This is a genomic window from Aeromicrobium sp. Leaf291, from assembly GCF_001423365.1.
Taxonomy (GTDB): Bacteria; Actinomycetota; Actinomycetes; order Propionibacteriales; family Nocardioidaceae; genus Aeromicrobium.
On sequence record NZ_LMNM01000001.1, the window covers coordinates 1757539 to 1780614 of the forward strand.

General features: G+C 71.9%; 26 protein-coding genes. 12 read left to right on the plus strand and 14 right to left on the minus strand.

Going from position 1 to position 23076, the window contains the following annotated elements; translation table 11 throughout:
• Positions 1 to 134 precede the first annotated feature (134 nt).
• Complete coding sequence (locus ASF35_RS08715; RefSeq protein ID WP_055965577.1) at positions 135 to 785, plus strand: TetR family transcriptional regulator; 651 nt, start codon at positions 135 to 137, stop codon at positions 783 to 785.
• A gap of 85 nt (positions 786 to 870) precedes the next feature.
• Complete coding sequence (locus ASF35_RS08720) at positions 871 to 1443, plus strand: hypothetical protein (protein WP_156364831.1); 573 nt, start codon at positions 871 to 873, stop codon at positions 1441 to 1443.
• 20 nt (positions 1444 to 1463) lie between these two features.
• Here ASF35_RS08720 and ASF35_RS08725 read toward each other — a convergent pair whose 3' ends face one another.
• Positions 1464 to 1868, minus strand: a complete 405-nt coding sequence (locus ASF35_RS08725) for an SRPBCC family protein (protein WP_055965581.1) — start codon at positions 1866 to 1868, stop codon at positions 1464 to 1466.
• A 102-nt stretch (positions 1869 to 1970) separates the two neighbouring features.
• Complete coding sequence (locus tag ASF35_RS08730) at positions 1971 to 2657, minus strand: TetR/AcrR family transcriptional regulator (protein WP_055965583.1); 687 nt, start codon at positions 2655 to 2657, stop codon at positions 1971 to 1973.
• A 44-nt stretch (positions 2658 to 2701) separates the two neighbouring features.
• Between ASF35_RS08730 and ASF35_RS08735 the strand changes: the two genes are divergently transcribed.
• The 3 genes from ASF35_RS08735 (at position 2702) to ASF35_RS18510 (ending at position 4728) form a co-directional block, all read left to right on the plus strand.
• Entirely contained in the window at positions 2702 to 3940 is a 1239-nt protein-coding gene (locus ASF35_RS08735; protein ID WP_055965585.1) for an oxygenase MpaB family protein, read from the plus strand.
• A gap of 58 nt (positions 3941 to 3998) precedes the next feature.
• Positions 3999 to 4217: a hypothetical protein gene (locus tag ASF35_RS08740; RefSeq protein ID WP_055965587.1), complete on the plus strand. Its 219-nt coding sequence runs from the start codon at positions 3999 to 4001 to the stop codon at positions 4215 to 4217.
• Between the two features lie 379 nt (positions 4218 to 4596).
• Positions 4597 to 4728, plus strand: coding sequence for a hypothetical protein (locus ASF35_RS18510; protein ID WP_255354059.1), 132 nt, complete (start codon positions 4597 to 4599; stop codon positions 4726 to 4728).
• A 25-nt stretch (positions 4729 to 4753) separates the two neighbouring features.
• Here ASF35_RS18510 and ASF35_RS08750 read toward each other — a convergent pair whose 3' ends face one another.
• Entirely contained in the window at positions 4754 to 5785 is a 1032-nt protein-coding gene (locus ASF35_RS08750) for a zinc-binding dehydrogenase (RefSeq protein ID WP_200931735.1), read from the minus strand.
• A 121-nt stretch (positions 5786 to 5906) separates the two neighbouring features.
• On the opposite strand from ASF35_RS08750, the gene ASF35_RS18330 reads away from it, so the two are divergent.
• Together ASF35_RS18330 and ASF35_RS08755 are read left to right on the plus strand one after the other, a co-directional pair.
• Positions 5907 to 6053, plus strand: a complete 147-nt coding sequence (locus ASF35_RS18330; protein ID WP_164468781.1) for a GPGG-motif small membrane protein — start codon at positions 5907 to 5909, stop codon at positions 6051 to 6053.
• Between the two features lie 93 nt (positions 6054 to 6146).
• Positions 6147 to 6605 carry an SRPBCC family protein gene (locus tag ASF35_RS08755; RefSeq protein ID WP_055965594.1) on the plus strand — a complete coding sequence of 153 codons (459 nt, stop codon included), beginning with the start codon at positions 6147 to 6149 and terminating at the stop codon, positions 6603 to 6605.
• Positions 6606 to 6662: 57 nt separating this feature from the next.
• On the opposite strand, the gene ASF35_RS08760 is transcribed toward ASF35_RS08755, so the two are convergent.
• The 3 genes from ASF35_RS08760 to ASF35_RS08770 form a co-directional block, all read right to left on the minus strand.
• Positions 6663 to 7052 carry a MerR family transcriptional regulator gene (locus tag ASF35_RS08760; protein WP_235493033.1) on the minus strand — a complete coding sequence of 130 codons (390 nt, stop codon included), beginning with the start codon at positions 7050 to 7052 and terminating at the stop codon, positions 6663 to 6665.
• Between the two features lie 37 nt (positions 7053 to 7089).
• Positions 7090 to 8703, minus strand: coding sequence for a ribonuclease J (locus ASF35_RS08765; protein ID WP_235499136.1), 1614 nt, complete (start codon positions 8701 to 8703; stop codon positions 7090 to 7092).
• Positions 8704 to 8840: 137 nt separating this feature from the next.
• On the minus strand, positions 8841 to 10445 hold the full coding sequence (locus tag ASF35_RS08770; RefSeq protein WP_055965599.1) for a peptide chain release factor 3: 1605 nt from the start codon (positions 10443 to 10445) through the stop codon (positions 8841 to 8843).
• A 366-nt stretch (positions 10446 to 10811) separates the two neighbouring features.
• On the opposite strand from ASF35_RS08770, the gene ASF35_RS08775 reads away from it, so the two are divergent.
• Complete coding sequence (locus ASF35_RS08775; RefSeq protein WP_055965601.1) at positions 10812 to 11513, plus strand: spermidine synthase; 702 nt, start codon at positions 10812 to 10814, stop codon at positions 11511 to 11513.
• A 26-nt stretch (positions 11514 to 11539) separates the two neighbouring features.
• On the opposite strand, the gene ASF35_RS08780 is transcribed toward ASF35_RS08775, so the two are convergent.
• Positions 11540 to 11983, minus strand: coding sequence for a hypothetical protein (locus ASF35_RS08780; RefSeq protein ID WP_055965604.1), 444 nt, complete (start codon positions 11981 to 11983; stop codon positions 11540 to 11542).
• Between the two features lie 91 nt (positions 11984 to 12074).
• Between ASF35_RS08780 and ASF35_RS08785 the strand changes: the two genes are divergently transcribed.
• Positions 12075 to 13232: a PQQ-dependent sugar dehydrogenase gene (locus tag ASF35_RS08785; protein ID WP_055965606.1), complete on the plus strand. Its 1158-nt coding sequence runs from the start codon at positions 12075 to 12077 to the stop codon at positions 13230 to 13232.
• 602 nt (positions 13233 to 13834) lie between these two features.
• On the opposite strand, the gene ASF35_RS08790 is transcribed toward ASF35_RS08785, so the two are convergent.
• Together ASF35_RS08790 and ASF35_RS08795 are read right to left on the minus strand one after the other, a co-directional pair.
• A complete protein-coding gene (locus ASF35_RS08790) occupies positions 13835 to 14791 on the minus strand; it encodes an SDR family NAD(P)-dependent oxidoreductase (RefSeq protein WP_055965608.1) in 957 nt (318 codons plus the stop codon).
• Positions 14788 to 16014: an FAD-binding domain-containing protein gene (locus ASF35_RS08795; protein WP_055965610.1), complete on the minus strand. Its 1227-nt coding sequence runs from the start codon at positions 16012 to 16014 to the stop codon at positions 14788 to 14790. The genes ASF35_RS08790 and ASF35_RS08795 overlap by 4 nt, the downstream gene beginning before the upstream one ends.
• 104 nt (positions 16015 to 16118) lie before the next feature.
• Here ASF35_RS08795 and ASF35_RS08800 point away from each other — a divergent pair, with 104 nt between their 5' ends.
• Positions 16119 to 17795 (plus strand): protein kinase, encoded by a 1677-nt coding sequence (locus ASF35_RS08800; protein ID WP_055965612.1) that lies wholly within the window; start codon positions 16119 to 16121, stop codon positions 17793 to 17795.
• Positions 17796 to 17813: 18 nt separating this feature from the next.
• Here the strand turns inward: ASF35_RS08800 and ASF35_RS08805 are convergent, their stop codons facing one another.
• Positions 17814 to 18641 (minus strand): MerR family transcriptional regulator, encoded by an 828-nt coding sequence (locus tag ASF35_RS08805; RefSeq protein ID WP_055965615.1) that lies wholly within the window; start codon positions 18639 to 18641, stop codon positions 17814 to 17816.
• 78 nt (positions 18642 to 18719) lie between these two features.
• Here ASF35_RS08805 and ASF35_RS08810 point away from each other — a divergent pair, with 78 nt between their 5' ends.
• Positions 18720 to 19088 (plus strand): nuclear transport factor 2 family protein, encoded by a 369-nt coding sequence (locus ASF35_RS08810; RefSeq protein WP_055965617.1) that lies wholly within the window; start codon positions 18720 to 18722, stop codon positions 19086 to 19088.
• Between the two features lies 1 nt (position 19089).
• Here the strand turns inward: ASF35_RS08810 and ASF35_RS08815 are convergent, their stop codons facing one another.
• Positions 19090 to 19689: a maleylpyruvate isomerase N-terminal domain-containing protein gene (locus ASF35_RS08815; protein WP_055965619.1), complete on the minus strand. Its 600-nt coding sequence runs from the start codon at positions 19687 to 19689 to the stop codon at positions 19090 to 19092.
• Positions 19690 to 19752: 63 nt separating this feature from the next.
• Here ASF35_RS08815 and ASF35_RS08820 point away from each other — a divergent pair, with 63 nt between their 5' ends.
• Complete coding sequence (locus ASF35_RS08820) at positions 19753 to 20190, plus strand: VOC family protein (RefSeq protein ID WP_055965621.1); 438 nt, start codon at positions 19753 to 19755, stop codon at positions 20188 to 20190.
• 4 nt (positions 20191 to 20194) lie between these two features.
• On the opposite strand, the gene ASF35_RS08825 is transcribed toward ASF35_RS08820, so the two are convergent.
• The 3 genes from ASF35_RS08825 to ASF35_RS08835 form a co-directional block, all read right to left on the minus strand.
• Positions 20195 to 20698 (minus strand): thermonuclease family protein, encoded by a 504-nt coding sequence (locus tag ASF35_RS08825; RefSeq protein WP_055965623.1) that lies wholly within the window; start codon positions 20696 to 20698, stop codon positions 20195 to 20197.
• Between the two features lie 110 nt (positions 20699 to 20808).
• A complete protein-coding gene (locus tag ASF35_RS08830; RefSeq protein WP_055965625.1) occupies positions 20809 to 22293 on the minus strand; it encodes a S8 family serine peptidase in 1485 nt (494 codons plus the stop codon).
• Positions 22294 to 22467: 174 nt separating this feature from the next.
• Complete coding sequence (locus ASF35_RS08835) at positions 22468 to 23025, minus strand: dihydrofolate reductase family protein (RefSeq protein WP_055965627.1); 558 nt, start codon at positions 23023 to 23025, stop codon at positions 22468 to 22470.
• Positions 23026 to 23076 lie beyond the last annotated feature (51 nt).

Genomic DNA, 23076 nt, shown 5'->3' on the forward strand with positions numbered 1-23076 from the left:
TTCGGTGTACAAGCGTACACTCAAAGTGTGGGGGTGTGAACCACTGCAGGGCAAGAGGGCGTGTCGGTGACCTGGCACACGGCGACACACGCGTTCACCGAGGGGACGACGGCGGCACGGCCTAGACTCCAGGCGTGGCGGAAGCAGGACGAGCCGCGTCGCCCCGTGCGGAGACGACGCGCCAGGCGCAGAAGGAGCGCACGCGCGACGCGATCCTTGCCGCCGCCCTCGAGCTGAGCCGCGACCAGGGCTTCGCCCAGATCAGCCTGCGCCAGGTCGCCCGCCAGGCCGGCGTGGTCCCGACGGCCTTCTACCGGCACTTCGCGTCGATGGACGAGCTCGGGCTCGCGCTCGTGGAGCAGTCGTTCGGGACCCTGCGGGCGATGATCCGCGACGCGCAGCGCGACCCCGAGACCTTCGCCGACATCATCGACGCGTCGGCCGAGATCCTGGTGCGGGTGGTCAAGCAGAACAAGGCCCACTTCGGCTTCGTCGCCCGGGAGCGTGCGAGCGGCTCCGACGCCGTGCGGCAGGCCATCCAGCGTGAGCTCGAGCTGTTCATCTCCGAGCTCGCCGTGGTGCTGGCGCGGCTCCCGCACATCGAGACGTGGTCGGCCGAGGACGTCAAGCTCGCCTCGGGGCTCTTCGTCCGCAACATGGTCTACCGCGCCGAGCAGGTGGTGCAGACCCCCGACGGTCGCACCGACCTGGAGGAGGAGATCAAGCGCAAGGCCCGCCGCGAGATGCGCCTCATCGTGCTGGGCTTCCGCGACTGGCGGAGCTGACCGACCGCCCTCTCGAAGGGAGCGTGGGCTCAGGGTCCGGTGGTACCGTGAAGGGACTACCACCATCAGTCAGGCGGTGCTGCGCATGGATGATCTCGGCACGCTCCTCGACGACGTGACGCGCGAGCACGCCGTGGGCGTGACGGCCGACGGTGAGCGCCTCGTCGCGCTGCGGGTCGCCGACGAGTGGTCGGTCGGGCTGCGCCTGCACCGCGAGGGCAGTCATCGGCAGTGGTCGGTGCGCGAGCTCGTGGTGCGGCGGGGGACCGGCGACCGGTCGTTCGCCGGCAACGACGTGCGAGAGCTTCCGCTCGGCGCCCTCGTGGCCGAGGCGCGACGCCTGGCCACCCGCAGCGCCGGCCAGGACGCCGAGCCGCTCACCACCGTGCAGGCGTTGCTGCAGGAGCGATCGGGACGGCTCGGGCGCGACGACCTCGCGCTCGCAGCCGTCGCGTTGGAGTACGCGCGGATCGTCGAGCGCGGGGAGCGTGCGCCGTCGAAGCGGATGGCCGAGGCGCTGGGCGGCAGCGCCGGCACCTGGACGAACCGCGTCGCCGAGGCGCGGCGCCGGGGGTTCCTCACCGACGTCCCGCGCGGCGCCGCCGGCGGCGCCCTGACCGACCAGGCCCGCGAGGTGCTGGGTCTGGTCCGGGCCTGAGGCAGGCCCTCGGGCGGCCCTCAGGCCAGGACGTTGGCGGCGTGCTGGTCCTGGGCGGCGGTGGCCAGCTTGTCGAGCGCGAGGCGGAACACGTCGTCGCCGAGCTGGTCCTCCAGCAGGTGGATGATGCCCGGGTCGGACTCGAACTCCGCGGACCACTCGACGTAGCACGTGGTGCCGGCGCCCTCCTGAACCTCGATCGTCGCGCGGTGCTCGGAGATCGGGAACGGCGGCTCCGGCATCGAGTACGACAGCGTGCGGGTCTCGTCGTCCTGGCTCAGCACCGTGACGACCAGGTCGGCGTCCGCCTCCGGGCCTCCGGAGTAGATGCTGAGGCGGGGGTGCCAACGGGCGAAGTCCTGGGCGAGCTCCCACACGAGGTCGGTGGGGGCGGCGACGAAGGTCCTGCGGGAGATGCGGCTCATGCGAACTTTCCGGGCTGGGCGACGTGTGCTCGCCCCATCCAACAGGCCGGGTCCGCACCTGTCTCGCCCGGGGGGTGAGGCATTGCTCACGTCGGCAGGTCGTCAGCTCCGGGCGGCGGGTCCCGTGCCGTCGGGCCGCGCGCCGGCGGGCTCCGCCACCGCGGGCACCGCGGTGGCCGGCCGGGCGGCGAGGTGGGCCGCGGTGAGGTGCACCAGCTCCTCGACGAACACGTCGCGAGCGATGTCGGGTCGCTGGAGCACGTAGTCGACGCTGAGGTGCTCGACCATGCGCACCAGCAGCCACGCCGAGGCTGACGTGGGCAGCGGCGTGGGCGTGCGGGAGACCGTCAGGTACGCCCCGACGAGGTCGGCGACGCGACGCTCGACATGCCCGACGTGGCCGGCGACGCGGGAGAGGGGCAGCTCCTGGGTGACCAGGCGCAGGTACTCGCGGTGTTCTTCCAGCACGTCGAGCAGTCCCTCGTACGCCGCTCGGACGAGCTGGTCGGGCGGCAGGTCTAGCCGGTCGGCGAGCACGGCGGTGAGCTCCTCGCCGATCTCGGCGGAGTACCGGTCGATGACCGCCACCAGGATCGCCTGCTTGTCGGGGAAGTACTGGTAGAGAGAGCCTGGGCTGACCTCGGCACGCGAGGCGATGCGATTGGTGGTCGCGCGCTCGTACCCCTCCTCGACGAGGACCAGCCTGGCAGCCTCGAGGATCCGCTCGACCATCCGGCGCGACCGGTCCTGGCGGGGCGCCTTGCGCAGCGTCTCGGGTGGTCGGCTCATACGCGAATTGTATGCGAGCAATTGCTCGTGTCACGCTCCAGTGCATGACCTCAGCTCCGACCGGCACCGTTCCTGCCCGTCCCGCGCCCGCCGACAGCGCACCCGTGCCCACCCGGCACCGGGCCGCCCAGGCGCGAGGTGCTCGCATGGGTCGCCCCCTGCGGGTGTTCGGTCGGGTGCGTCAGGTCGACGAGTCGCTCCTGCGGTCCATCGGGGAGGGCTACCTGCGCATCGACGACCCCGGAGCGCGGCTGGCCGCGGCGTTCCGTGCGAAGGGCGCGGACCGCGTGACCCACGACCAGCTGCGTCGCGCGCTCGAGGGGGACCTGGAGGGGGCGCCCCCCGCGCTGCGCAACCTCCTCGACCTCGTCTCCACGACGCCGGACTGGGTCGACTGGGACTTGTTGGAGGAGGGTGCGCGGGTCTACCGGACGTTCGGCCGCAACGCGGGCGACGTGCTGCTGCAGCTGTCGCTGATCGGTGGCTACCGCTTCGGCGGACCCACCGACCTGCTCGTCGCGACCGGTGGCCTGACGGGCGAGACGACGGTGCGGCGGCTGGCCGAGACCCAGCACTGGACGATCGCCGTCTCCCAGCCCGGCGCCATGCGCCCCGGAGCGCTCGGCTGGCGACTCACCGTGCACGTCCGGCTCATGCACGCGATCGTGAACCAGCGCTTCTCCGAGGGGGACCGCTGGGACACCGGGCACTGGGGCGCCCCGATCAACCAGACCGACCAGGCCGCGACGCTCGGGCTGTTCTCGGGAGCGCTGCTGCTGGGCGTGCGCGCGCTCGGCGTGCCGGTCTCCAAGGACGAGTCTCGAGCGGTGATGCACCTGTGGCGCTACATCGGCTGGCTGCTGGGCGTGGACGAGGCGTGGCTGTTCGACACCGAGCGCGAGCAGCACCACTTCAACTACCACGTGCTGCTGAGCCAGGACGACATCACCGACGCCGGGCGCAGGCTGACGCAGAGCATCGTCGATGCGCAGCCGCACCTGCACTACCGCCGGTTCGCCCGGTTCCACCGCTGGTACGCACCCCGACGGCTGCTCAGCATGCTCCGCCCGTTCCTCGGCACCGCGAGCATGCGCGAGCTCGGGCTGCCGCTGCGCCTGCCGTGGGCCACGGTCAACGCCCTGGTCGGCAACGCCGTGCGGTACCGCGTGCTGGGCAGGACTGAACGGGGTCGCCGCCACATCGACACGTGGTCCGCGCGCTACCGCGACGAGCAGCTCCACCGGTACTTCGGTGACACCGCGCCCGACGTCGGTGCGCTCTGAGGTCGGTGCGCTCCGAGGTCGGATTGCGGATCGTCCGCCGGTGCGTAGCGTCGAGGGCATGACTGATCTGACCCCCGAGAAGCTCGAAGCTGTCCAGAACGTCGTCGACCGCGTGGGCGCCTACCAGGACGGTGCCCCCGAGGGCACCGTCGAGACGGAGCTGCGCAAGGGCCTGGGCGAGGCCGAGGTGACGCTGGAGGACCAGCACGTGACCGCACTCGCCGAGGCCATCGAGGCCGCCGACGGCGACGTCGACGCCGCCTCCGTGCTCGGCTGACCGAGGTCGGCACCTGAGTCCCGTCCACCCCGCCGTCCACCGGGCGCCGCTGCGCTCGCGCGACGACACCGTCGACCACGCCGCAGCCGTCGAGCACGCGCTGCGGCGTGGTGTCGTCGGCCTGGGCGGTCGACTCGACGTCGCTCCCGCGGACCTCGACGAGGCGATCGGGCGGGTCGAGCAGCAGCACGGTGAGCGTGTCGCCGCCCGTCTGGAGCGCTTCGCCGCCCTGCCCGTCGGCGACTTCGTCTGGACACGCGACGACGACGCGGATCTGTGGCTGGGCCGGATCGAGGGGGAGTGGCGCTTCGACGAAGCGCCTGCAGCGGCAGCGGCGGACCTCCAGCACGTCCGCTCCTGCCGGTGGTCGGACGCGCCCGTGCCGTGGTCGGACGTCCCCGCCGCGGTGCCCGCCACCTTCGCTCGCGGCGGCCGCAACTTCCAGCGAATCCACGACGCCGAGGCCGAGGCAGCGACGTCCCGGTGGTGGGCCGAGCACGGCTCGCGGTGACGTCGCGCGACGCGAGCCGATCAGCTCACTCGTGCAACCACGGGTCGATCATCGTCATCCCGGCCACGGACGCCTGGTCGAAGGTGGGCAGCAGGGCGGCGGCGGCCTGCAGGCCGATGGTGCGCTCCACCAGCAGGTCGGGGCGCAGTCGTCCGCTCGCCACCAGCTCCATCATCGGCGGATAGTCGACGGCGGCCATGCCGTGGCTGCCGAGGACGTCGAGCTCCCAGGCGATGGCCCGCTCCAGCGGGACGCGCGGATGTCCCGCGACGCCGGGCAGCAGACCGACCTGGACCATCCGGCCCCGACGCCGCAGGCTCAGCAGCGACGTCGCGCTCGTCTGCTCGCTCCCCACCGCGTCCATGGCGACGTGGGACCCGCCGCCGGTCAGGTCGGCGACCGTGGCGGGCACGTCGTCGTCGGCCGTCACGGTGTGCTCGGCGCCCAGACGGGCGGCGACGGCCAGGGCCTCGGGGTTGCGGTCGACGGCCACGACGCGCGCACCCAGGGCGTGCGCGACCATGACGGCGCTCAGGCCGACGCCGCCGGCACCGACCACCGTGACCCACTCGCCCTCACGCAGGCGCGCCCGGGCGACGAGAGCCCGGTAGGCGGTCGCGAACCGGCAGCCCAGGGCGGCGGCGGTCGCGAACTCGACGTCGTCGGGCACGGCGACGAGGTTCGTGTCGGCCGCGTGCAGGGCGACGTGCTGGGCGAACGACCCCCAGTGCGTGAAGCCGGGCTGCTGCTGGGCGGGGCACACCTGGGCATCGCCGGCTCGGCACCAGTCGCAGTGTCCGCACCCGCACACGAAGGGCGTGGTGACCCGGTCGCCGACCGCCCAGCCGACCACGCCCGTCCCGACCTCGCTCACGACACCGGCGAGCTCGTGCCCCGGGACGTGGGGGAACGCGAGGTCCTCGTGCCCGGCCCAGGCGTGCCAGTCGCTGCGGCACAGCCCGGTGGCACGAACCTCGACGACGACCCCGCCGTCGGGCGCCACCGGACGTGCGACGTCCCGCACGTCCGGAGACGCACGGACAGTGTCGAGGACCATGGCGCGCACCGTCCCATCCTCCCATCTCCGGAAGATCGCTCCGGATGCGCGCCCGGCCGCCCGGTCCTACGTTGACGGGAACGACCGGTCCAGCGCGGACCGGGCGGGAAGGAGCACCATCATGTGGGACACCATCTTGTGGATCGCCGCCGTGGTCATCGGCATCATCGGCGTGCTGCGCATCGTGCGCGGCGACATCCTCTGGGGCGCGGTGCTGATCGTCGTGGCGCTGCTCGTCGGACCCGGCGGCGTGAGCCTGCTGACCTGACGCGGACCGTGCCGTGGACCGGGGCGCTTCCACGGGAGCGTTTCGGGGGGCCCGGCACCGGGTAGGTCATGGGCAGTCTGCGAAAGGACACCCATGAGCACCATCACCGAGACCATCGACGTCGACGTGGACGTCACCACCGCCTACGACCAGTGGACGCAGTTCGAGGACTTCCCGCAGTTCATGGAGGGCGTCGAGCGCATCGACCAGCGGGACGACACGCACCTGCACTGGGTGATCAAGGTCGGACCGGTCACGCGTGAGTTCGACGCGACCGTCACCGAGCAGCACCCCGACGAGCGGGTCGCCTGGCGCTCCGACGACGGACCTGAGCACGCGGGCGTCGTGACGTTCCACCGCCTCGGCGACACCAGCACCCGTGTGACGGTGCAGATGGACGTCGATCCCGAGGGCTTCGTGGAGAAGGTGGCTGACAAGACCGGCATCCTCGAGCGCCGCACGCAGGGCGACCTGCGGAACTTCAAGAAGTTCATCGAGTCCCGGGGCGGCCAGGAGACCGGCGCCTGGCGGGGCGACGTCGAGCACCCCTGAGCGAGCACGTCCGGTCCTGACCTCCGGTCACGACCAGCAGGCGAGCCGCCCGTCCGATCACTCGGACGGGCGGTTCCTCTGCGCGACAGCGGCCAGGTCCCGCGCGAAGCCACGGGCCGCCTCGGTCTTGGCCTCGAGCTCCTCGAGGCGTTCGACCACCGTCGCCCGGACCTCGTCGAGCCGGTCGAGGGCATGTTGCGTCTGCTCGGTCGTGGCGGCCGGGTCCTGGAGCAGGTCGAGGATGCCGAGCACCTCGCCGATCTCCTCGACCGAGAAGCCCAGCGGCTTCATCTTCTTGATGAGCTCGAGCCGCGCCACGGCGGCCTCGGAGTACAGCCGGAAGCCTCCGGTGCTGCGCGCGTCGGGGATGACGAGCCCGGCCTCCTCGTAGAAGCGGATGGTGCGCAGGCTCAGTCCGACGCGCTCGGCGATCTCGCCGATCTGCATCTGCACGGCGCTCATCCCCCCGTGGCCCCGCCGTCGGTCATTCCTCGACGACGATGGCGTGGATGATCGGCTCGCGTCGGTAGGTGCGACGCATCCACGAGGCGGCGGTGCGCTCGATGGACTCCTCGGCGTCGGCCGGCGTCTTCCCGTCCGCCTTCTTCAGGGCCGAGGCCAGCTGCTGGGTGAGCGGCTCGAAGTCGCGCAGGTCCTCCATGAGGCCGTGCATCACGTACTCCGGCGGCTCGGCGAACGTGCCGCGCTCGACGTCGACGATCGCGATGATCGTGAGCATGCCCTCGTTGGCGAGGGTGCGCCGCTCCTCGAGCGTGTGCTCGGTCGTGCGGCCGACCACCATGTTCTCGACGTAGACGTGCTCGTTCGGCAGGTGTCCGCTGACCCGGGCGTGGCCGTCGACGAGGTCGACGACGTCGCCGTCGGTGCACAGCAGCACCGAGGAGTGGGGGATGCCGGTGCGCTCGGCGATGGCGCCGTTGGCGTGCAGGTGGCGCCACTCGCCGTGGACCGGCAGCACGTGCTTGGGTCGCACGATGTTGTAGCAGTACGCGAGCTCGCCGGCGCTGGCGTGGCCCGACACGTGGACCTTCGCGTTGCCGGAGTGCACCACGTTGGCGCCGCGGAACGCGAGGCCGTTGATGAGCCGGAAGACGGCGTTCTCGTTGCCGGGGATGAGCGAGCTGGCCAGGAGCACGGTGTCGCCCTCGCCGACGTCGATCTGGTGGGTGCCGTCGGCCATGCGGGCCAGTGCGGCCATGGGCTCGCCCTGGGAGCCGGTGCACACGAGCACGACCTGGTTCGGGGCGAGGTTGTTCGCGGCCTTGAGGTCCACCAGCAGTCCCTTGGGCACCTTGAGGTAGCCGAGCTCCTGGGCGAGGGCCATGTTGCGCACCATCGACCGGCCGACGAACACGACCTTGCGCCGGCTGGCGTGCGCGGCGTCGAGCACCTGCTGGATGCGGTGCACGTGGCTGGCGAAGCTGGAGACGATGATGCGGCGCGGGGCCGTGCGGAACACGGTCTCGATGGCCGGCTGCAGCTCGCGCTCGGAGGTGGTGAAGCCCGGCACCTCGGCGTTGGTCGAGTCGGTGAGGAACAGGTCGACGCCCTCCTCGCCGAGCCGCGCGAACGCGCGCAGGTCGGTGATGCGGTCGTCGAGCGGGAACTGGTCCATCTTGAAGTCGCCGGTGTGCAGCACGAGGCCGGCGGACGTGCGGATGGCCACGGCGAGGCCGTCGGGGATGGAGTGGTTGACGGCGATGAACTCCAGCTCGAACGGACCGAGCTTCATCACGTCGCCGGCGGCCACGGTCTTCAGGGGCGGGTCGACCGTGTGCTCGCGGAACTTGGCGCTCACGAACGCGAGGGTGAGCTTGCTGCCGATCACCGGGATGTCGCCCCGCTCGCGCAGCAGGTAGGGCGTGGCACCGATGTGGTCCTCGTGGCCGTGGGTGAGCACGAGGCCCACCACGTCGTCGAGCCGGTCACGGATGGCCGAGAAGTCGGGGAGGATCACGTCGATGCCCGGCTGGTGCTCCTCGGGGAACAGCAGGCCGCAGTCGACGAGCAGGATCTTGCCGTCGTTCTCGAAGGCGGTCATGTTGCGGCCGACCTCGCCGAGGCCGCCGAGCGGCATGACCCGCAGGCCGCCCTTCGGCAGGCGGGAGGGTGCCTGGCGCCTCGGCTTCGTGGCGGAGCGGTTGTTCTTGTTGGTGTTCCCGTTGCGGTTGCGGTTGTTGCTGCGGTTGCCGTTGTTGTTGGCCATGGGGTTCCTCAGGAGGTGGGAGTGCGGTCATCGACGTCGGCTGAGAGCGACTCGAAGGTGATGTCTGGGTGGTTGCGGGCGACGAACTGCAGCCGCCAGCGGTCGGAGAAGACCGCCAGGGCAGCGCCGTCGCTGCGTTCGAACGTCTCCACACCGTTGGTGCCGGCGAGGGTCTCGCGGTCGGCCGGCTCGATGCGCCGGGCGACGGTGTAGGGGAGGGGCTCGAGCCTGGTCTCGGCGTTGAACTCGCGGGCCAGGCGGTCGGTCACGACCTCGAACTGCATGGGGCCGACGGCCGCCAGGACCGGGGCCTGGTCGCCGCGGAAGTCGGAGCGGAGGACCTGCACGACGCCCTCACGGTCGAGCTGCTCGATGCCGCGGCGGAACTGCTTGAAGCGCGAGGTGTCGCGCGCCGTGATGGTCGCGAAGTGCTCGGGGGCGAACTTGGGGATCGGCGGGTACACGACGGTCGGGCCGAGGTGCAGGGTGTCGCCGATGGCGAGCTGGGACGCGTTGACCAGCCCGATCACGTCGCCGGGGTAGGCGAGGTCGGTCGTCTCGCGGTCGCGTCCGAACAGGTTCTGCGCGTACTTGGTGGCGAACGGCCGCCCGCTCTGGGCGTGGGTGACGACCTCGCCGCGCTCGAACACGCCCGAGCAGATCCGTGCGAAGGCCACGTGGTCGCGGTGGGCGGTGTTCATGCCCGCCTGGATCTTGAACACGAAGGCGCTGAAGGGGGAGTCGACCGGTCGCGGGTCGCCCTTCGCGTCCAGGCGCGCACGAGGCGCGGGCGCCAGCTCGAGCATGACCTCGAGCAGCTGGGTGATGCCGAAGTTGAGGGCCGCCGCCGCGAACAGCACGGGCGTGGTGCGACCGGCCAGGAAGGACTCGGGGTCGTGGTCGGCGCCGTCCGCGCTCAGGAGCTCGACGCCGCCGACGGCCTCCTGCCACGGGTCGCCGAAGACCTCGTCGGCGCGCTCGGGTGCGTGGACCGTCTCGCCCGCGCGGGTGGCCCCGCCGGAGGTGCGCTCGTACTCGACGGCGTGACCGTGCCGACGGTCGAGCACGCCGCGGAAGTCCCCGGCGATGCCGATCGGCCAGGTGATCGGCGTGGGTCGGATGTCGATCCGCTGCTGGATCTGGTCGAGCAGCTCGAGGGGGTCGAGTCCCGGTCGGTCCCACTTGTTGATGACGGTGATGACGGGGATGCCGCTGCGATGGCAGACGTCGAACAGCTTGAGCGTCTGGGGCTCCAGACCCTTGGCGCCGTCCAGCAGCATCACCGCGAAGTCGACGGCGGAGAGCACGCGGTAGGTGTCCTCGGAGAAGTCGGCGTGACCCGGGGTGTCGACCAGGTTGATGACGTGGCCCTCGTGCTCGAACTGCAGCGCCGTCGAGGAGATCGAGATGCCGCGGGCCTTCTCCATCTCCATCCAGTCCGAGACGGTGGCCCTGCGCCCGGCCTTGCCGTGCGTGGCGCCGGCCTCCGAGATCACCCGGGCATGCAGGGCCAGGGCCTCGGTGAGCGTCGACTTGCCGGCGTCGGGGTGCGAGATCACCGCGAAGGTCCGGCGGCGAGCCGCCTCGGCGAGCAGGGAGGTGGGGGAGGACATCGACCCGACTCTAACGGCGCGGCAGTGTGCACGGACCGGCAGCGCCGTCCTGCGGGTCGCGCGACGACACACGGACGGGGTCCCGACCACCTCTCCTGTGGCAGAAGGACCCGCCCCACGGGCCTCGCGATTCCCATCACCTGATGGGAATCGCGAGCTCACCTGGGTTTCCTGCCACTCACCGTGGCGTGCGCGCCATGGTGAGTGGGGGAGAACCGAGGTGGGTGCGGGGCACTCGGCTCTGGCGGGCCCTCAGGTGCGGGCGGGAATCTCGAGCGTGGGCGCGAGGCCCGGTCGCCGACGCACGATCGCCTCGCCTGGCGTCCGCTACGGTGCAGGCCGGGACGCGTCCGAAGGAGGGGTTCGATGGTGAGGTTCGAGGAGCTCGACTGGGCCGAGACCCCGTGGGGCCTCATCGTGCTGCGGCGGCGGTTCGACCTCGCCACCCAGCGCGACGTGCACGAGGTCAAGCTGGGCGACGACTACCTCATGTCGAGCCAGTTCACCGTCAGCGAGCGGGCGCTCGCGACCCTGGGCCTCGACGCCGCCGACGGTGACGAGCTGCGCGTCCTGGTCGGTGGGCTGGGACTCGGCTACACCGCCTTCGAGGCGCTGCGCGACGACCGCGTCACCGAGCTGGTCGTCGTGGACGCGCTGGCTCCCGTCATCTCCTGGCACCGCGACGAGCTGTTCGACGACACCCGCGGTCTCGCCACGGACCCCCGCACCAGCCTCGTGCAGGACGACTTCTTCGACCTCGTGCGTGCTGAACGGCTCGAGCGGCCGGTCGACGTGCTGCTCGTCGACATCGACCACGCACCCGACCGCGTGCTGCGCACCGACCACGGTGACTTCTACACCGTCGAGGGCCAGCAGGCGGCCGCGCGCATGCTCACGCCGGGCGGGATCTTCGGGCTGTGGTCCGACGAGCCGCCGGACACCGAGTTCGTCGCCGTGATGCGCGCGGCGTTCGCCGAGGCCGAGGCGCACGTCGTCACGTTCGACAACCCGCTGACCGGGGGGACGTCCACCGCGACGATCTACGTGGCCCGGCGCGACGCCGCCTGAGCGTCGCGGCTGGTCAGTGGGGCTGGTCAGTCGGGGGTCGCCTCGTGGTGACGCCGGCCGCGCGTGCGCCGGTCCTCCTTCATCTCGGCCTCGAAGAGGTGCGGCTTGCCCTCCGCGAGGTCGTCTCGGGCGGCACGCTCGAGGTCGCGGAAGGTGGCGTAGTAGCCCTCGTCGTACTCCTCCACGAGCTGGAAGGTCCACCGGCCCTCGATGACGTTGCGGCCGATGAGCTCGGTCTCGACCCGGTCGGCCAGCTCGGCGTGACCGGCCTCGCGCAGCATGTCGGCCGCCTCGCCGGCCTGAAGGTCCGCATGTCCGGACAGGCGGTGGAACGCGTACAGCGAGCCACGGGCCTCCTCGACGGCCTCGAGCGCCTCGCTCAGCTTCCCTAGCGCCTCGACCGTGGCGTCGGTGACGCCGTCGGGTCGACGGTGGCGGTCGGCGGGACGGTCCTGCTGCTCAGCGGTCATGTCTCCACCGTCGCACCATCGGACGATCGCGGCATCCGCTGCGAGGTCGCGCAGACCTGCGGACCTTGGCGGGGTCGGCGAGACTCGAGGCATGAGGCTTCTCGGACTGGGACTGGCGGCCGTGCTCGTGGCGGGCTGCTCCAGCGACACCGACCGCAGCGACGACGCGGAGGCCACGCCCGGCTCGACGTCGGCGTCGAGCGCGAGCGGCAACCCGCCGTTCGAGGTGGAGGAGATCGACGCCTTCGACGCCCCGTGGGCCATGACGTTCCTGCCCGGCAGTGGTGACCTGCTCGTGACCGAGCGCACCGGCACCCTGCACCTGCGCGACGCCGAGACCGGCGACCGCGTCGAGGTCGACGGCGTGCCCGACGTCGCGGTGGCGGGCCAAGGCGGTCTGGGCGACGTGGTCGCCGGGCCGACCTTCGAGGACGACCAGCAGGTGTTTCTCAGCTGGGTGGAGCCCGGCTCCGGAGGCAGTGGCGCCGTCGTCGGCCGCGCGACGCTCGAGACGTCCGGCGACGAGGCGTCGCTGGCCGACCTCGAGGTCATCTGGCGCCAGACGCCCAAGGTCTCGGGCAACGGGCACTTCTCGCACCGCATCGCCGTGGACCCCGACGGCGAGCACCTGTTCGTGTCGTCGGGTGACCGGCAGAAGAAGACGCCGGCGCAGGACACGTCGAACACGCTGGGCACGATCGTGCGGCTCACGCTCGACGGCGAGCCGGCCGAGGGCAACCCGCTGGCCGACGAGGGCGGCGCCTCGGCCGAGATCTGGAGCTACGGGCACCGCAACCCGCTGGGCCTGGAGTTCGCCCCGGACGGCACCCTCTGGTCCAGCGAGATGGGTCCCGAGGGCGGCGACGAGCTGAACGTGATCGAGAAGGGCGCCAACTACGGCTGGCCCGAGGCGTCGAACGGCAGCGACTACGGCGGTGGCGAGATCCCCGACCACGCCGACGGCGACGGCTTCGAGGCGCCGAAGACCGGCTGGACGCCGTCGATCTCCCCGGGCAGCCTGATGATCTACACCGGCGACCTGTTCCCGGAGTGGACGGGCGACGCGTTCCTCGGCGCGCTGTCCGGCGAGGCGCTCGTGCGGGTCGACGTCGACGGCACCACCGCGGGCGACGACGAGACGCTCTGGGACGGCGAGCGCGTCCGCGCCGTCGAGCAGGCCCCCGACGGCTCCATCTGGATCCTGGAGGACGAGGGCTCCGGCCGCCTGCTCCGCCTCGCCCCCGCCTGACGGCGGTGGGTGATTCCCAGGTCGACCTGGGAATCACCCAGCGTTCTGAGGCGGCTGGCCCTTCGCTCGCCGCTGCGCTGCTCGGTCCGGCTCTGAGGTGCTGCTGTGACGCTCCGGCCGTCCTTTCACGTGCTGCTGCGTCGCTGTGAGTCCGAGTGGGTGTGGTCTCCGAAAGGCCTCGACCGGAGCAAGGATTCTCCTTCTGCGTGGAACGGTCCATGAGAAGGGAGAATCTCTGCCCACCCACCCACCGCACGACGCGGCCCGGCCGACGCAGGATTCTGCCTTCGCGTGCAGAGACCCGAACGATGCTGCGTTCACGACGGGATCCCGTAGCGAACGCAGCATCCTTCGACCCATCACCCACGAACGCAGAACCTTGCGACCCCCGAGCCGCGCTCCGAGTGCTCGCCCGAGCCCGGACCCGTCCGCCGGTCGAGGCCCTTTCGGAGACCGCTCCCACTCGTAGCCACGGTGACGCAGCCGCAGGCCAAGACCCAGCCGAGGGAGCTCCGCAGCAAGCGGTGGTCCAGCCGAGCGACGCAGCAGCAGTCGAGACCCCGGCCACGACGACGCCCCAGCCGGCGAGAGCCCTTCGACGCTCAGCGCACGGGGTGACCGGCCTCGGCCAGCAGCTCGACCGACCGGTCCCAGAGAGCGCGGGCCGCGTCGGGGTCGAGGGCGTAGGCCCGGACGCCGTGCACGCCGTCGACGATCTGGTCGACGACCTCGGCCTCGTGGCAGTCCTCGAAGTAGCGTCCACCCGAGCCGAGCACCTCGGGGTGGACGGCGAGCAGCACCGACGTCGCCGCGCCCTGCTCGGGGGTCTTCACGACGCCCGAACCGGCCGTCTGCCGCTTGAGGTCCTCCAGGTGCGAGGGGTCCCAGTGCTTCTGCAGGCCCGTCCAGATGCCGCCGGGCATGAGGGCGTCCGCGGTGATCCCCTCGTCGGCCCACCGACGGGTCAGCTCGACGGCGAAGAGCACGTTGGCCGTCTTCGACTGCCCGTAGGCGAGTCCTGGGTCGTAGGCGCGCCGCTCGAACATCAGGTCGTCGAGCACGACGGGGGAGGACCCGTGGCCGCTGGAGGAGACGACGACCACCCGGGCCGCGTCGGCGTCGGCGAGCGCGTCGTGCAGACCGAGCGTCAGGGCGAGGTGGCCGAGGTGGTTGGTCGCGAGCTGGAGCTCCCAGCCGTGCTTCGTCGTGCGGTGCGGCGTGTCCATGACGCCGGCGTTGTTCACGAGCACGTCGAGCGGGCCCTCCCAGGCCGCGACGAACGCGTCGACGGAGTCGAGGTCGGTGAGGTCGAGGTGTGCGCCCCGGACCTGGGTGTTGCCCGTGGTGCCGACGACGTCCGCGGCGGCGCGCTCGGCGGCCGCCAGGTCGCGGGTCGCGATCGTCACGGACGCACCGGCCGACGCGAGCGCACGCGCCGTCTCGATGCCGATGCCCGACGCTCCTCCGGTCACGACGACGGTGCGCCCGGTGAGGTCGATCCCGTCGACGACCTCGAGGGCCGTGCTGTGGGCGCCGAGGTCGGCCAGTGGTGTGCTCATCGGTGGACTCCCTTGCGCCAGGCGCTGTACGAGGTGAGACGTTGCGAGGTCGGTCGCTCCAGCCACTGCCACGGGTGGACCACGGCGAGGTCGAGGTGCGCCGCCCGGTTCGTGAACCACGGCACCGGCGCGAAGGTGGCGGCAAGCGGTCGGCCGGCCAGCTCCTCGCCGACGTCGCCGAGCCGCACCTCGACGTCACGACGGGACGCGAGGTCGGCCAGGCACTCGGCGAGGAACACGAGCCGCTTGCCGGACAGGCGCAGCTCGCGCAGCTTCGGCTCGTCGAAGACGTAGACCACCGGGAGGTCGGGTTGGGCCACGAGGGCGGGGTCGGCGTCGCCGAGCGACTCGGGCGTGAGCCAGACGGCCTCGGGCGTTCCCTCGACCACCGGTGAGTCCGGACCCGGGCCAGGTGCGCCGGCGGCGTGCCCGACGCGGACCGGGGCGTGCTCGACATCGGGCCCGGGCGTGGCGTCCGGCCACCCCTGGATCGGACAGGCGTCGCGGAGGGCGCACCCCCGGCACAGCTCGGGGGCTCTCTTCTCGACCTGCCAGCGGCTGAAGCCGTAGGGCTTTCCAGTGCCCGCGCCGACGGTCCACTGCCAGCCGAGCCGGTTGGCGGCGCGCGAACCGTCGAGCAGGTGCCGGTAGAAGTGGTCCTCGCCCGCACGCCAGTCGCGTCCGTGCCTGACGGTCCAGTGGGAGGCGAACCACATGCGCGTCTGGTTCACGAGCCAGCCGTCGGTCTCCAGCGACGTCTGCACCCAGTCGATGCAGGCCATCTGCTCGTCCCAGTCGGGGTCGACGTCGGGGTGCGGCGGCTCCCGGCGCAGGGGCTCGCGCATGGCGGGTCCGAGCCGGGCGTAGACATGGCGGGCGTACTCCTGCCAGAGCAGCTCGTCGCGGTAGCGGCGGCGGTCCGCCGCGGGAGCGTCGGCCACGGCGTCCCACATCGTCGGCAGGTCCAGCAGGCCGTGGGTGATGTACGGCGAGAGCCGGCTGGCGCCCCGCCGAGACTCCGGCAGCACGGTCGAGCGCGAACGCGCGTAGCCCGCGACGTCGAGGGTCGCGAGGGCGGTGTCGGCCGCGGTCTGCCCGCCGCGGTGCCCGCCGGGGCGGACGGCGTCGGGTCCCTCGAGCGTCAGGCTGCCGAGGTGCTCGGCCACCCACGCCACGACCGCGTCGGTGTCGTCGACCGGCGGCAACGGGGGGAGCGAGGGCACGCGACCAGCGTGCCACCGGCCGAGCCGCCCGACGACTCGAAACGAGGCGAACCGGGACGCTCTTCCCAGAGGCGCACCCCGGCGGGCTGTCCTAACCTGGCCTGATGGCCGAACGCTTGAACGACCGCTACGAGCTGGGCGAGGTGCTGGGCTCCGGCGGCATGGGTCAGGTCTACCGCGCCCGCGACCTGCGCCTCGGTCGCGACGTGGCCGTCAAGGTCCTGCGTGGCGACCGCGTCGGCGACGACGCCGCTCGGGCGAGGTTCATGGCGGAGGCCCGGACGTCGGGCCTGCTGAACCACCCCGGCATCGCGACGGTCCACGACGTCGGCGAGGACGACGCGAGCCCCGACGGCGACCCCTTCATCGTCATGCAGCTCGTCGAGGGCGTCCCGCTGTCGGACGTGCTGCGACGGCGCGGTGCGCTGGGCGTCGAGCCCGTCGAGCGGCTCCTCGGTGGTGTCGGCGACGCGCTCGCCGCGGCGCACGAGGCCGGCGTGGTGCACCGCGACGTCAAGCCCGCCAACATCGTGCTGTCCACCGACTCGCGGCCGGTGCTCGTGGACTTCGGCATCGCCCTGGGGGTGGCGCCGGAGCCGCTCACCGAGACCGGTGCCGTGCTCGGGACGGTCGAGTACATCAGCCCGGAGCAGGCACGCGGACAGACCGCCACGGGCGCGTCCGACGTCTACTCGCTCGGTCTGGTCGCCTACCAGTGCCTCACCGGCACGTCGCCGTTCCGCCGCGAGACGTCCGTGGCCGCAGCGCTGGCCCAGGTGAGCGAGGAGCTCCCGGCGCTGCCCGCGTCGGTGCCGGACGAGCTGGCGCGCCTGGTCGTGGCGATGACGGCCAAGGATCCTGCGCTGCGCCCGACCGCTGCACAGGTTCGCGACACCGTGGAGCGCAGCACCGGCGGAGCGACGTCGGTGATCCCCGCGCTGACCGACGCGCCGACCGGCCCGATGACGGTCGCGCACACCGGTCCGGCGACCGTCGTCTCGCCCGCACCGCTGGCGGCTGCCGGGGCGGCGTCGGCGACCACGCAGGTGCCGGCGCAGGACGACGAGCGACGGCGTGGTGCCACCCGGACACGGATGTTCGCCGGTGTGGCCGCCCTGGCCGTCGTCGCGCTGCTGATCGGCATGAGCGGCGGGCTGTTCGGCGGCGTGTTCGGTGGGGACGACCCCACCGTGCCCGACGTCGTCGGCCGGTCGGTCGACGACGCCACCGACGAGGTCGAGGACGCTGGCGGGCGAGTGCGCATCACGGAGGTCGACGCCCCGGACGTCGAGAAGGGCGTCGTGGCCGCGCAGAGTCCTCGCGCCGGTGGGCCGCTCGCCGACGGTGACGTGGTCACCCTCGAGGTGGCCTCCGGCTTCGTCTCGGTGCCCGACGACCTGGTGGGCACGTCGGTCGACGACGCCACCGACGCGCTCGAGAAGCTCGGCTTCGACGTGAAGACCTCCCCGGTCGCGTCGGCTGAGCCGGCGGGCACGGTGCTGGCGCTCGACCGCACGGGTCGCCAGGAGGTGGGCGCGACCGTCACGTTGTCGGTCTCGTCGGGCTCCGGGTCGGGCACGTCCGGCGGGGAGGACCCGGCCGAGCCCAGGGACAAGAAGCCCGAGGAGCCGAAGGGCGAGGAGAAGAAGGAGCCCAAGGAGGAGAAGCCGGCGAAGCCGAAGGACGAGGAGCCGTCCGAGACCGTCGAGCCGATCGAGGAGACCGCCGAGCAGGCGGACACGACGGCCGGTGGGAAGGGCAAGGGCCAGGGCAGGCCCTGACCGTTCGGGACGCCGCGGTCAGTCGGTGCTCAGGGACGACAGGCGCAGCACGGGCCAGCCGATCTCGGTGCGCCAGGCAGTCGGTTCGGACGTGTCCCGCGGGCCGACCAGGTACGTCTCGTGCACGACGTCGCCGATGGTGAGGACGTGCTCGCCGACCCAGGAGCCCAGTCGGGCGTAGGACTCGTCGATGGTCCCGTGGTCACCCTCGTGCACGACCACGGCCAGCTCGACGGCCGGGAGGTCGAGAACCTCCACGCCCGCCACGGGGTTGACCCGGGCGTCGTGGTCGACCGTGTACTCGAGACTGACCGAACCCGTGCCGTCGGCGAAGAGTGCGTTGGCGTACCGGCCCGACAGCGGGCCGCGACGTGACGCAGGCTCCACGGCGGCGTCGAGGACCGCGACGGCAGCGTCGTACCAGTCGAGGACGTCGTCGTGGTCAACGGTCGCGCGTACCGCGGCGACCGACCGCGACGGCAGGGTGCGCAGCTCGACCACGGGATCGGGGTCGGGCTGCAGCAGCCGATGCAGGGCGGTGACGGCCGACCGGGTCCGCGCGAGCTCGGCTTCGAGCCGCTGGAGGTGCTCGGCGATGATCGACGACCGCTGCGCCGGGTCGTCGGTGGCCATGACCGTCTTCACCTGGGGGAGCGGAAGGTCGAGCTCGCGCAGACGGTGGATGACGCGCGCCGTGGCGATCTGCTCGTGGGTGTAGCGGCGGTACCCGCTGGAGGCGTCCACCTCGGCCGGCTCGAGCACGCCGGCCTGGTGGTAGTGGCGCAGCGTACGGATCGACAGGTGAGTCAGGGCGGCGAAGTCGCCGATCGTCATGGCGCTGCTCATGCTCACACTCTGCACCCTCTCCCTGCTGGAGGGTCCAGTGCTTGACCCTCCAGCAGGGAGAGGGTCCACGGTCGTGCCATGAGCACCTACGAGAACCAGACCGTCACCCTGTCCCTCGACGCACTGCCGAGTGCTGTGCGCACCTTCGTCACGGCCCACCAGGCCCACGACCGCGAGACCGAGCTGTCGTGCTTCGCCGAGGACGCGACCGTGACCGACGAGGGCCACACCCACACCGGGCTCGCCCAGCTGCGCGCGTGGCTCGGCAAGGCGGAGAGCGAGTACACCTACACGACCGAGGTCACGGGCGCCGCGAGCGCGGGCACCGATCGCTACGACGTCGTGCACCACCTCGAGGGCGACTTCCCAGGAGGCGTCGTGGACCTGCACTTCCGCTTCGTCCTCGACGCCGCCGGTCGGATCGCCTCGCTCGTGATCGAGCCTTGAGCTACCCCAGGAGGGGGTAGTCGGGCTCGTCGCTGGGCAGACGTCCGGTGGCGCGGAGCACCTCGTCCGCGCCGTCGGCCGGCAGAGGGCGTCCACGCAGCTTCGCGAGCACCCCCACGGTGTGCTCCAGTGCGTCGGCCGGGGGAGTGCCGTGCGCGTCGAGCAGGTGCACGGTGGCCTCGACGACGAGCGTCGAGCACAGGTTCTCGACCGTCAGGGAATGTCCTTGCGTGCTGACCAGAGCCGACGTCGGGCTCGACGCCGCGTGCACGACGGCTGCCGACGTGCCGCGCCACTCCTCGACCAGCTGCTCCTGGTCGTAGGCCGCGGCACACGCGCCCACGAACCGGGCGTGGGAGGCCCCACCGTCTCCCTCGTCCGGGTGGAACGACCGCCAGTAGGTGACCGCGTCGACGTCCGGGTCGACGTGCGCGGGCGTGGCGAGCGCGACCAGCGCGCGGCGGGCGTCGAGGAGCTGGTGGAGCAGCAGCTCCTTCACGGTCCATGCGCTTGCCCGCGACGGCCGACCGAGCTGCTCCGGCTCCAGGCCGTCGAGGTGGTCGGTCCAGGCGGCGTACACGGACGCGAGCGCGGGTGCCATGCGTCCATCGTGCACCGGCCGAGGACGGTTGACATCCGGGCACACGCGGAGGTGGATGGACCCATGACGCAGCTGCCTCGCCTCGACCACGTCAACGTGACCGTCGCCGACCTCGACGCGACGATCGCCTTCTTCACCGGTCTCGGCCTGGAGCTGGACGCCCGGATGACGATCGAGGGGGAGTTCCTCGACACCGTCGTAGGGATGGAGGACGCGAGCACCGAGACCGTCTGGCTGCGACCGCCGGGCGGCGGGGGAGCGCTGGAGGTCTCGCGCTACGACCGACCCGGCACGGTGGCCGCCGACGCCGCAGAGCCGAACGTCGTGGGTCTGCGGGCGGTGTGCCTGGAGATCAACGACCTCCGCGCGACCATCGAGCGGCTCGTGTCCGAGGGTCATGAGCTCGTGGGCGAGGTCGGCGAGCACGAGGGCACGTGGCTCATGGCCTACGTCCGCGGGCCCGAGGGGATCATCGTGTCCCTTACCGAGCGCATCGGCTGACACGTCAGCGGCAGGCCGGCTTCTTCGCCGAGGCGAACGCGTCGTCGAGGCGATCGGCGAGGTCGGGGTGGTCGTCCCGGAACGGGTCCAGGTAGCGGTCGTCCGCGAGGCCGCTCCGGGCGAGGGCGACGTTGAGGGAGCGCCCCTCGCCGTCAAGGACCTCGGCGACGACCCGTCCGTAGTCGTCCTCGTCGTAGGCGTCGGCCGTGAAGCCGCCGGCCAGGAAGTCCCGGGTGAAGGCCTCGGCCTCGTCGAAGCACCGCTCGTCGGGCTCGGGGGTGTTGACCATGCCGAGCCGGTACTCGCGTCCGTCGGAGGCCTCGAAGGAGTCGCCGTCCTTGAGATCGGTCACCGCGAGGCGCCCGGTCGTGCTCGTGCTGGTGGTCGGGGGCTTCGCGGTGCCGCCGTCGTCGGACGTCATGCCCAGCTCCGAGACGGCCAGCCAGACCAGGGCGAGGATGCCGACGACCCAGACCAGCCGACGGGCGCGGGAGGGGGCGGAGCTCACCGGCCCAGCATGGCAGCGGTCGGGTGGTCGACGGGTGCAACGACACGGAGCAGCCCCGAGCGCGTGGCTCGGGACCGCTCCGTCAGGTGGTGCTGTCCGTCAGGCAGGTGCTACCGGACGGCGTCGAGCGCGTCGACCATGCCGTTGCCGGCGTAGCTGTTGTTCGCCGCCGACCCCTTGCACGGGGCGCCGCCGGCACCGATCGCCTGCTCGGGCGCGCAGGGCCGCTGGTCGGCCTGCTTGGCCAGCTGCTTCGTCATCTTCGCCGGACCCCACGTGGGGTGCTGCGACTTCATCAGAGCCGCCACGCCCGCCACGTGCGGCGACGCCATGGACGTGCCGCTCTTGAGGCCGTAGCCGTTGTCCTTCACGATCGTCGACAGGATCGACGAGCCGGGAGCCGCGACGTCGATGATGTTCAGACCGCGGTTGGAGAAGTACGACAGCTGCGTCTCGTTCGTCGCACCGATCCGCGCGTACGACGACACCGTGACGACGTCGGGCAGCTCAGTCGGGATGTCGAGGCACCCGTTGTTGATGGTGCGCTCGATCGGCGTGCTGTCGTTCGGGCTGGTGTCGTTGGTCGTGTTGTTCGTCAGGTCGGTGCCGGAGTTTCCGGCGGCCGCGACGTGCAGCGCGCCCTGCTTGGTCGACCACTTCACGGCACGGCCCACGGCGTCGAGCACGGCGCCCTGGTCGGCCTGGTCCTTGCACCAGTACTCGAACGGGTCGATGTAGTAGCTGTTGTTGGTGACGTCCATGCCCTTGAGACCGGCCCACATGAAGCCGCAGATGGCGTACTCGGGGTAGATGAACCCGTCGTCGTTGACGACCTTGACCGAGGCCATGCGCACGTTCGGCGCGACGCCGGTGATGCCGACGCCGTTGCGGTCGGCGCCGATGGTGCCGGCCACGTGGGTGCCGTGGTCGCTGGTGGTCGGCTGCCAGCCGGTGGCCGAGCGGTCGACCGTGCCGGCGTCGGTGCAGTTGACCGAGTTCTTGACGTCGATGTTCGCGGCCAGGTCGGGGTGGTCGGCGTCGATGCCGCTGTCGAGCACGCCGACCAGCACCTTCTTCGACCCGTCGGTGATCTCGTGGGCGTGGTCGGCCTTGATGTGCGCCATGTCCCACTGCTCGCCCTCGCGCGGGTCGGGCTTCACGTACTCGTCGGCGGTGTTGGCGAACTCCTCCTTGACCACGCCCTGGCTCTTGCGCAGCGTGGTGGCCTCGGTGCGCTCGCTGACCGGGACGGTGCGGGTGGCGCCGACCGACGCGACGCTCTTGCGACCGAGGCGGTAGACGTCGGCGCGGAAGTCGGCGTGGGTGGAGTGCGCGACGATCACGCCGATCTGCGGCCACTGCTGGATGACCGTGCCGCCGGCCTTCTTCACGATGGCGCGCGCGTCGGCGGTGCCGGTGGCGTTGGCCTTCTTGGCGTTGACCACGTAGCTGCTGACCTGGCCCTCGGGCGTGGCGATCGGCACGGGCGTGGACTTCGCTGTGGTGGCGGCGCCGGCGCTGGTGAGCGTGGTGGCGACGACCCCGAGGGCCAGAGTGACGGCCCCGATGGTGAGCCCGCGTCGGGCTCGAGACATACCTGTGTTCACGTGTTGTCCCCCCTAGGAACTGCCGGCGGCCGCGAGAACGCGACGCAGAGACCGGCCTGTTCACCTCACCACACGGCACGGACAGCGTCCAGGTCCCGGCGGTTGCGATGTGGTTTCGGCACGCACCGGTCTCGCGGTGCCGAGCGTCGACGTGGGTCGGGCTCAGCGGCGGCGCAGGCGCAGGTACGTGACTGCGTCGAGCCGTCCCTCGTCGACGAGCTCGAGGTCGAGGTTCGCATCGTCGGGGAAGGCCCGGAGGCCGCTCCCCACGACCTTCGGCACGACGTAGAGGCGGAACTCGTCCACGAGGCCGGCGCGGATGGCCGGTGCTGCGGTGGTGGGGCCGAAGATCTCGACGTCGCCGGGTGCGTCGCGCACGATCTGCTCCAGCTCGTCGAGCTCGAGGTGCGGCACGAGGCGGGCACCCTTCGAGAGGTCGTCCTGCGACAACGTGGACGACGCGACGATCTTCTCGGTCCGCGCCCACAGGCGAGCCCACTCGTGCTCGGCAGGGCCCCAGGCGCCGGGCTCCGGCTCGGCGTCCCAGTACGCCATGAGCAGGTGGGTCTTGCGTCCGTGCACCTCGGTGGAGACCTGGGACAACCGTTCGATGTGCGCGGCGAACACGGCGTCGCCCGGTCCGGCCCACTGGAAGTCGCCGTCGGCGTCGGCCACGTATCCGTCGACGGACATGGTGGCGGTGAACGTCAGGGTGCCCATGCAGCAGCGTACGTCGGCCCACGGTCGGCGGGCACGGGTCCGAGACTTCGC

Bases quoted from the DNA above. Each gene is read 5' to 3' on its own strand.
- ASF35_RS08805 (WP_055965615.1), bottom strand. From the start codon at position 18,641: ATGAGCAGCGCCATGACGATCGGCGACTTCGCCGCCCTGACTCACCTG.
- ASF35_RS18330 (WP_164468781.1), top strand. From the start codon at position 5,907: ATGTGGGACACCATCTTGTGGATCGCCGCCGTGGTCATCGGCATCATC.
- ASF35_RS08835 (WP_055965627.1), bottom strand. From the start codon at position 23,025: ATGGGCACCCTGACGTTCACCGCCACCATGTCCGTCGACGGATACGTG.
- ASF35_RS08800 (WP_055965612.1), top strand. From the start codon at position 16,119: ATGGCCGAACGCTTGAACGACCGCTACGAGCTGGGCGAGGTGCTGGGC.
- ASF35_RS08810 (WP_055965617.1), top strand. From the start codon at position 18,720: ATGAGCACCTACGAGAACCAGACCGTCACCCTGTCCCTCGACGCACTG.
- ASF35_RS08765 (WP_235499136.1), bottom strand. From the start codon at position 8,703: ATGCCGCTCGGCGGCCTCGGCGAGGTCGGCCGCAACATGACCGCCTTC.
- ASF35_RS08735 (WP_055965585.1), top strand. From the start codon at position 2,702: ATGACCTCAGCTCCGACCGGCACCGTTCCTGCCCGTCCCGCGCCCGCC.
- ASF35_RS08720 (WP_156364831.1), top strand. From the start codon at position 871: ATGGATGATCTCGGCACGCTCCTCGACGACGTGACGCGCGAGCACGCC.
- ASF35_RS08755 (WP_055965594.1), top strand. From the start codon at position 6,147: ATGAGCACCATCACCGAGACCATCGACGTCGACGTGGACGTCACCACC.
- ASF35_RS08770 (WP_055965599.1), bottom strand. From the start codon at position 10,445: ATGTCCTCCCCCACCTCCCTGCTCGCCGAGGCGGCTCGCCGCCGGACC.
- ASF35_RS08775 (WP_055965601.1), top strand. From the start codon at position 10,812: ATGGTGAGGTTCGAGGAGCTCGACTGGGCCGAGACCCCGTGGGGCCTC.
- ASF35_RS08740 (WP_055965587.1), top strand. From the start codon at position 3,999: ATGACTGATCTGACCCCCGAGAAGCTCGAAGCTGTCCAGAACGTCGTC.
- ASF35_RS08725 (WP_055965581.1), bottom strand. From the start codon at position 1,868: ATGAGCCGCATCTCCCGCAGGACCTTCGTCGCCGCCCCCACCGACCTC.
- ASF35_RS08780 (WP_055965604.1), bottom strand. From the start codon at position 11,983: ATGACCGCTGAGCAGCAGGACCGTCCCGCCGACCGCCACCGTCGACCC.
- ASF35_RS08730 (WP_055965583.1), bottom strand. From the start codon at position 2,657: ATGAGCCGACCACCCGAGACGCTGCGCAAGGCGCCCCGCCAGGACCGG.
- ASF35_RS08790 (WP_055965608.1), bottom strand. From the start codon at position 14,791: ATGAGCACACCACTGGCCGACCTCGGCGCCCACAGCACGGCCCTCGAG.
- ASF35_RS08820 (WP_055965621.1), top strand. From the start codon at position 19,753: ATGACGCAGCTGCCTCGCCTCGACCACGTCAACGTGACCGTCGCCGAC.
- ASF35_RS08750 (WP_200931735.1), bottom strand. From the start codon at position 5,785: ATGGTCCTCGACACTGTCCGTGCGTCTCCGGACGTGCGGGACGTCGCA.
- ASF35_RS08760 (WP_235493033.1), bottom strand. From the start codon at position 7,052: ATGCAGATCGGCGAGATCGCCGAGCGCGTCGGACTGAGCCTGCGCACC.
- ASF35_RS08785 (WP_055965606.1), top strand. From the start codon at position 12,075: ATGAGGCTTCTCGGACTGGGACTGGCGGCCGTGCTCGTGGCGGGCTGC.
- ASF35_RS08815 (WP_055965619.1), bottom strand. From the start codon at position 19,689: ATGGCACCCGCGCTCGCGTCCGTGTACGCCGCCTGGACCGACCACCTC.
- ASF35_RS08830 (WP_055965625.1), bottom strand. From the start codon at position 22,293: ATGTCTCGAGCCCGACGCGGGCTCACCATCGGGGCCGTCACTCTGGCC.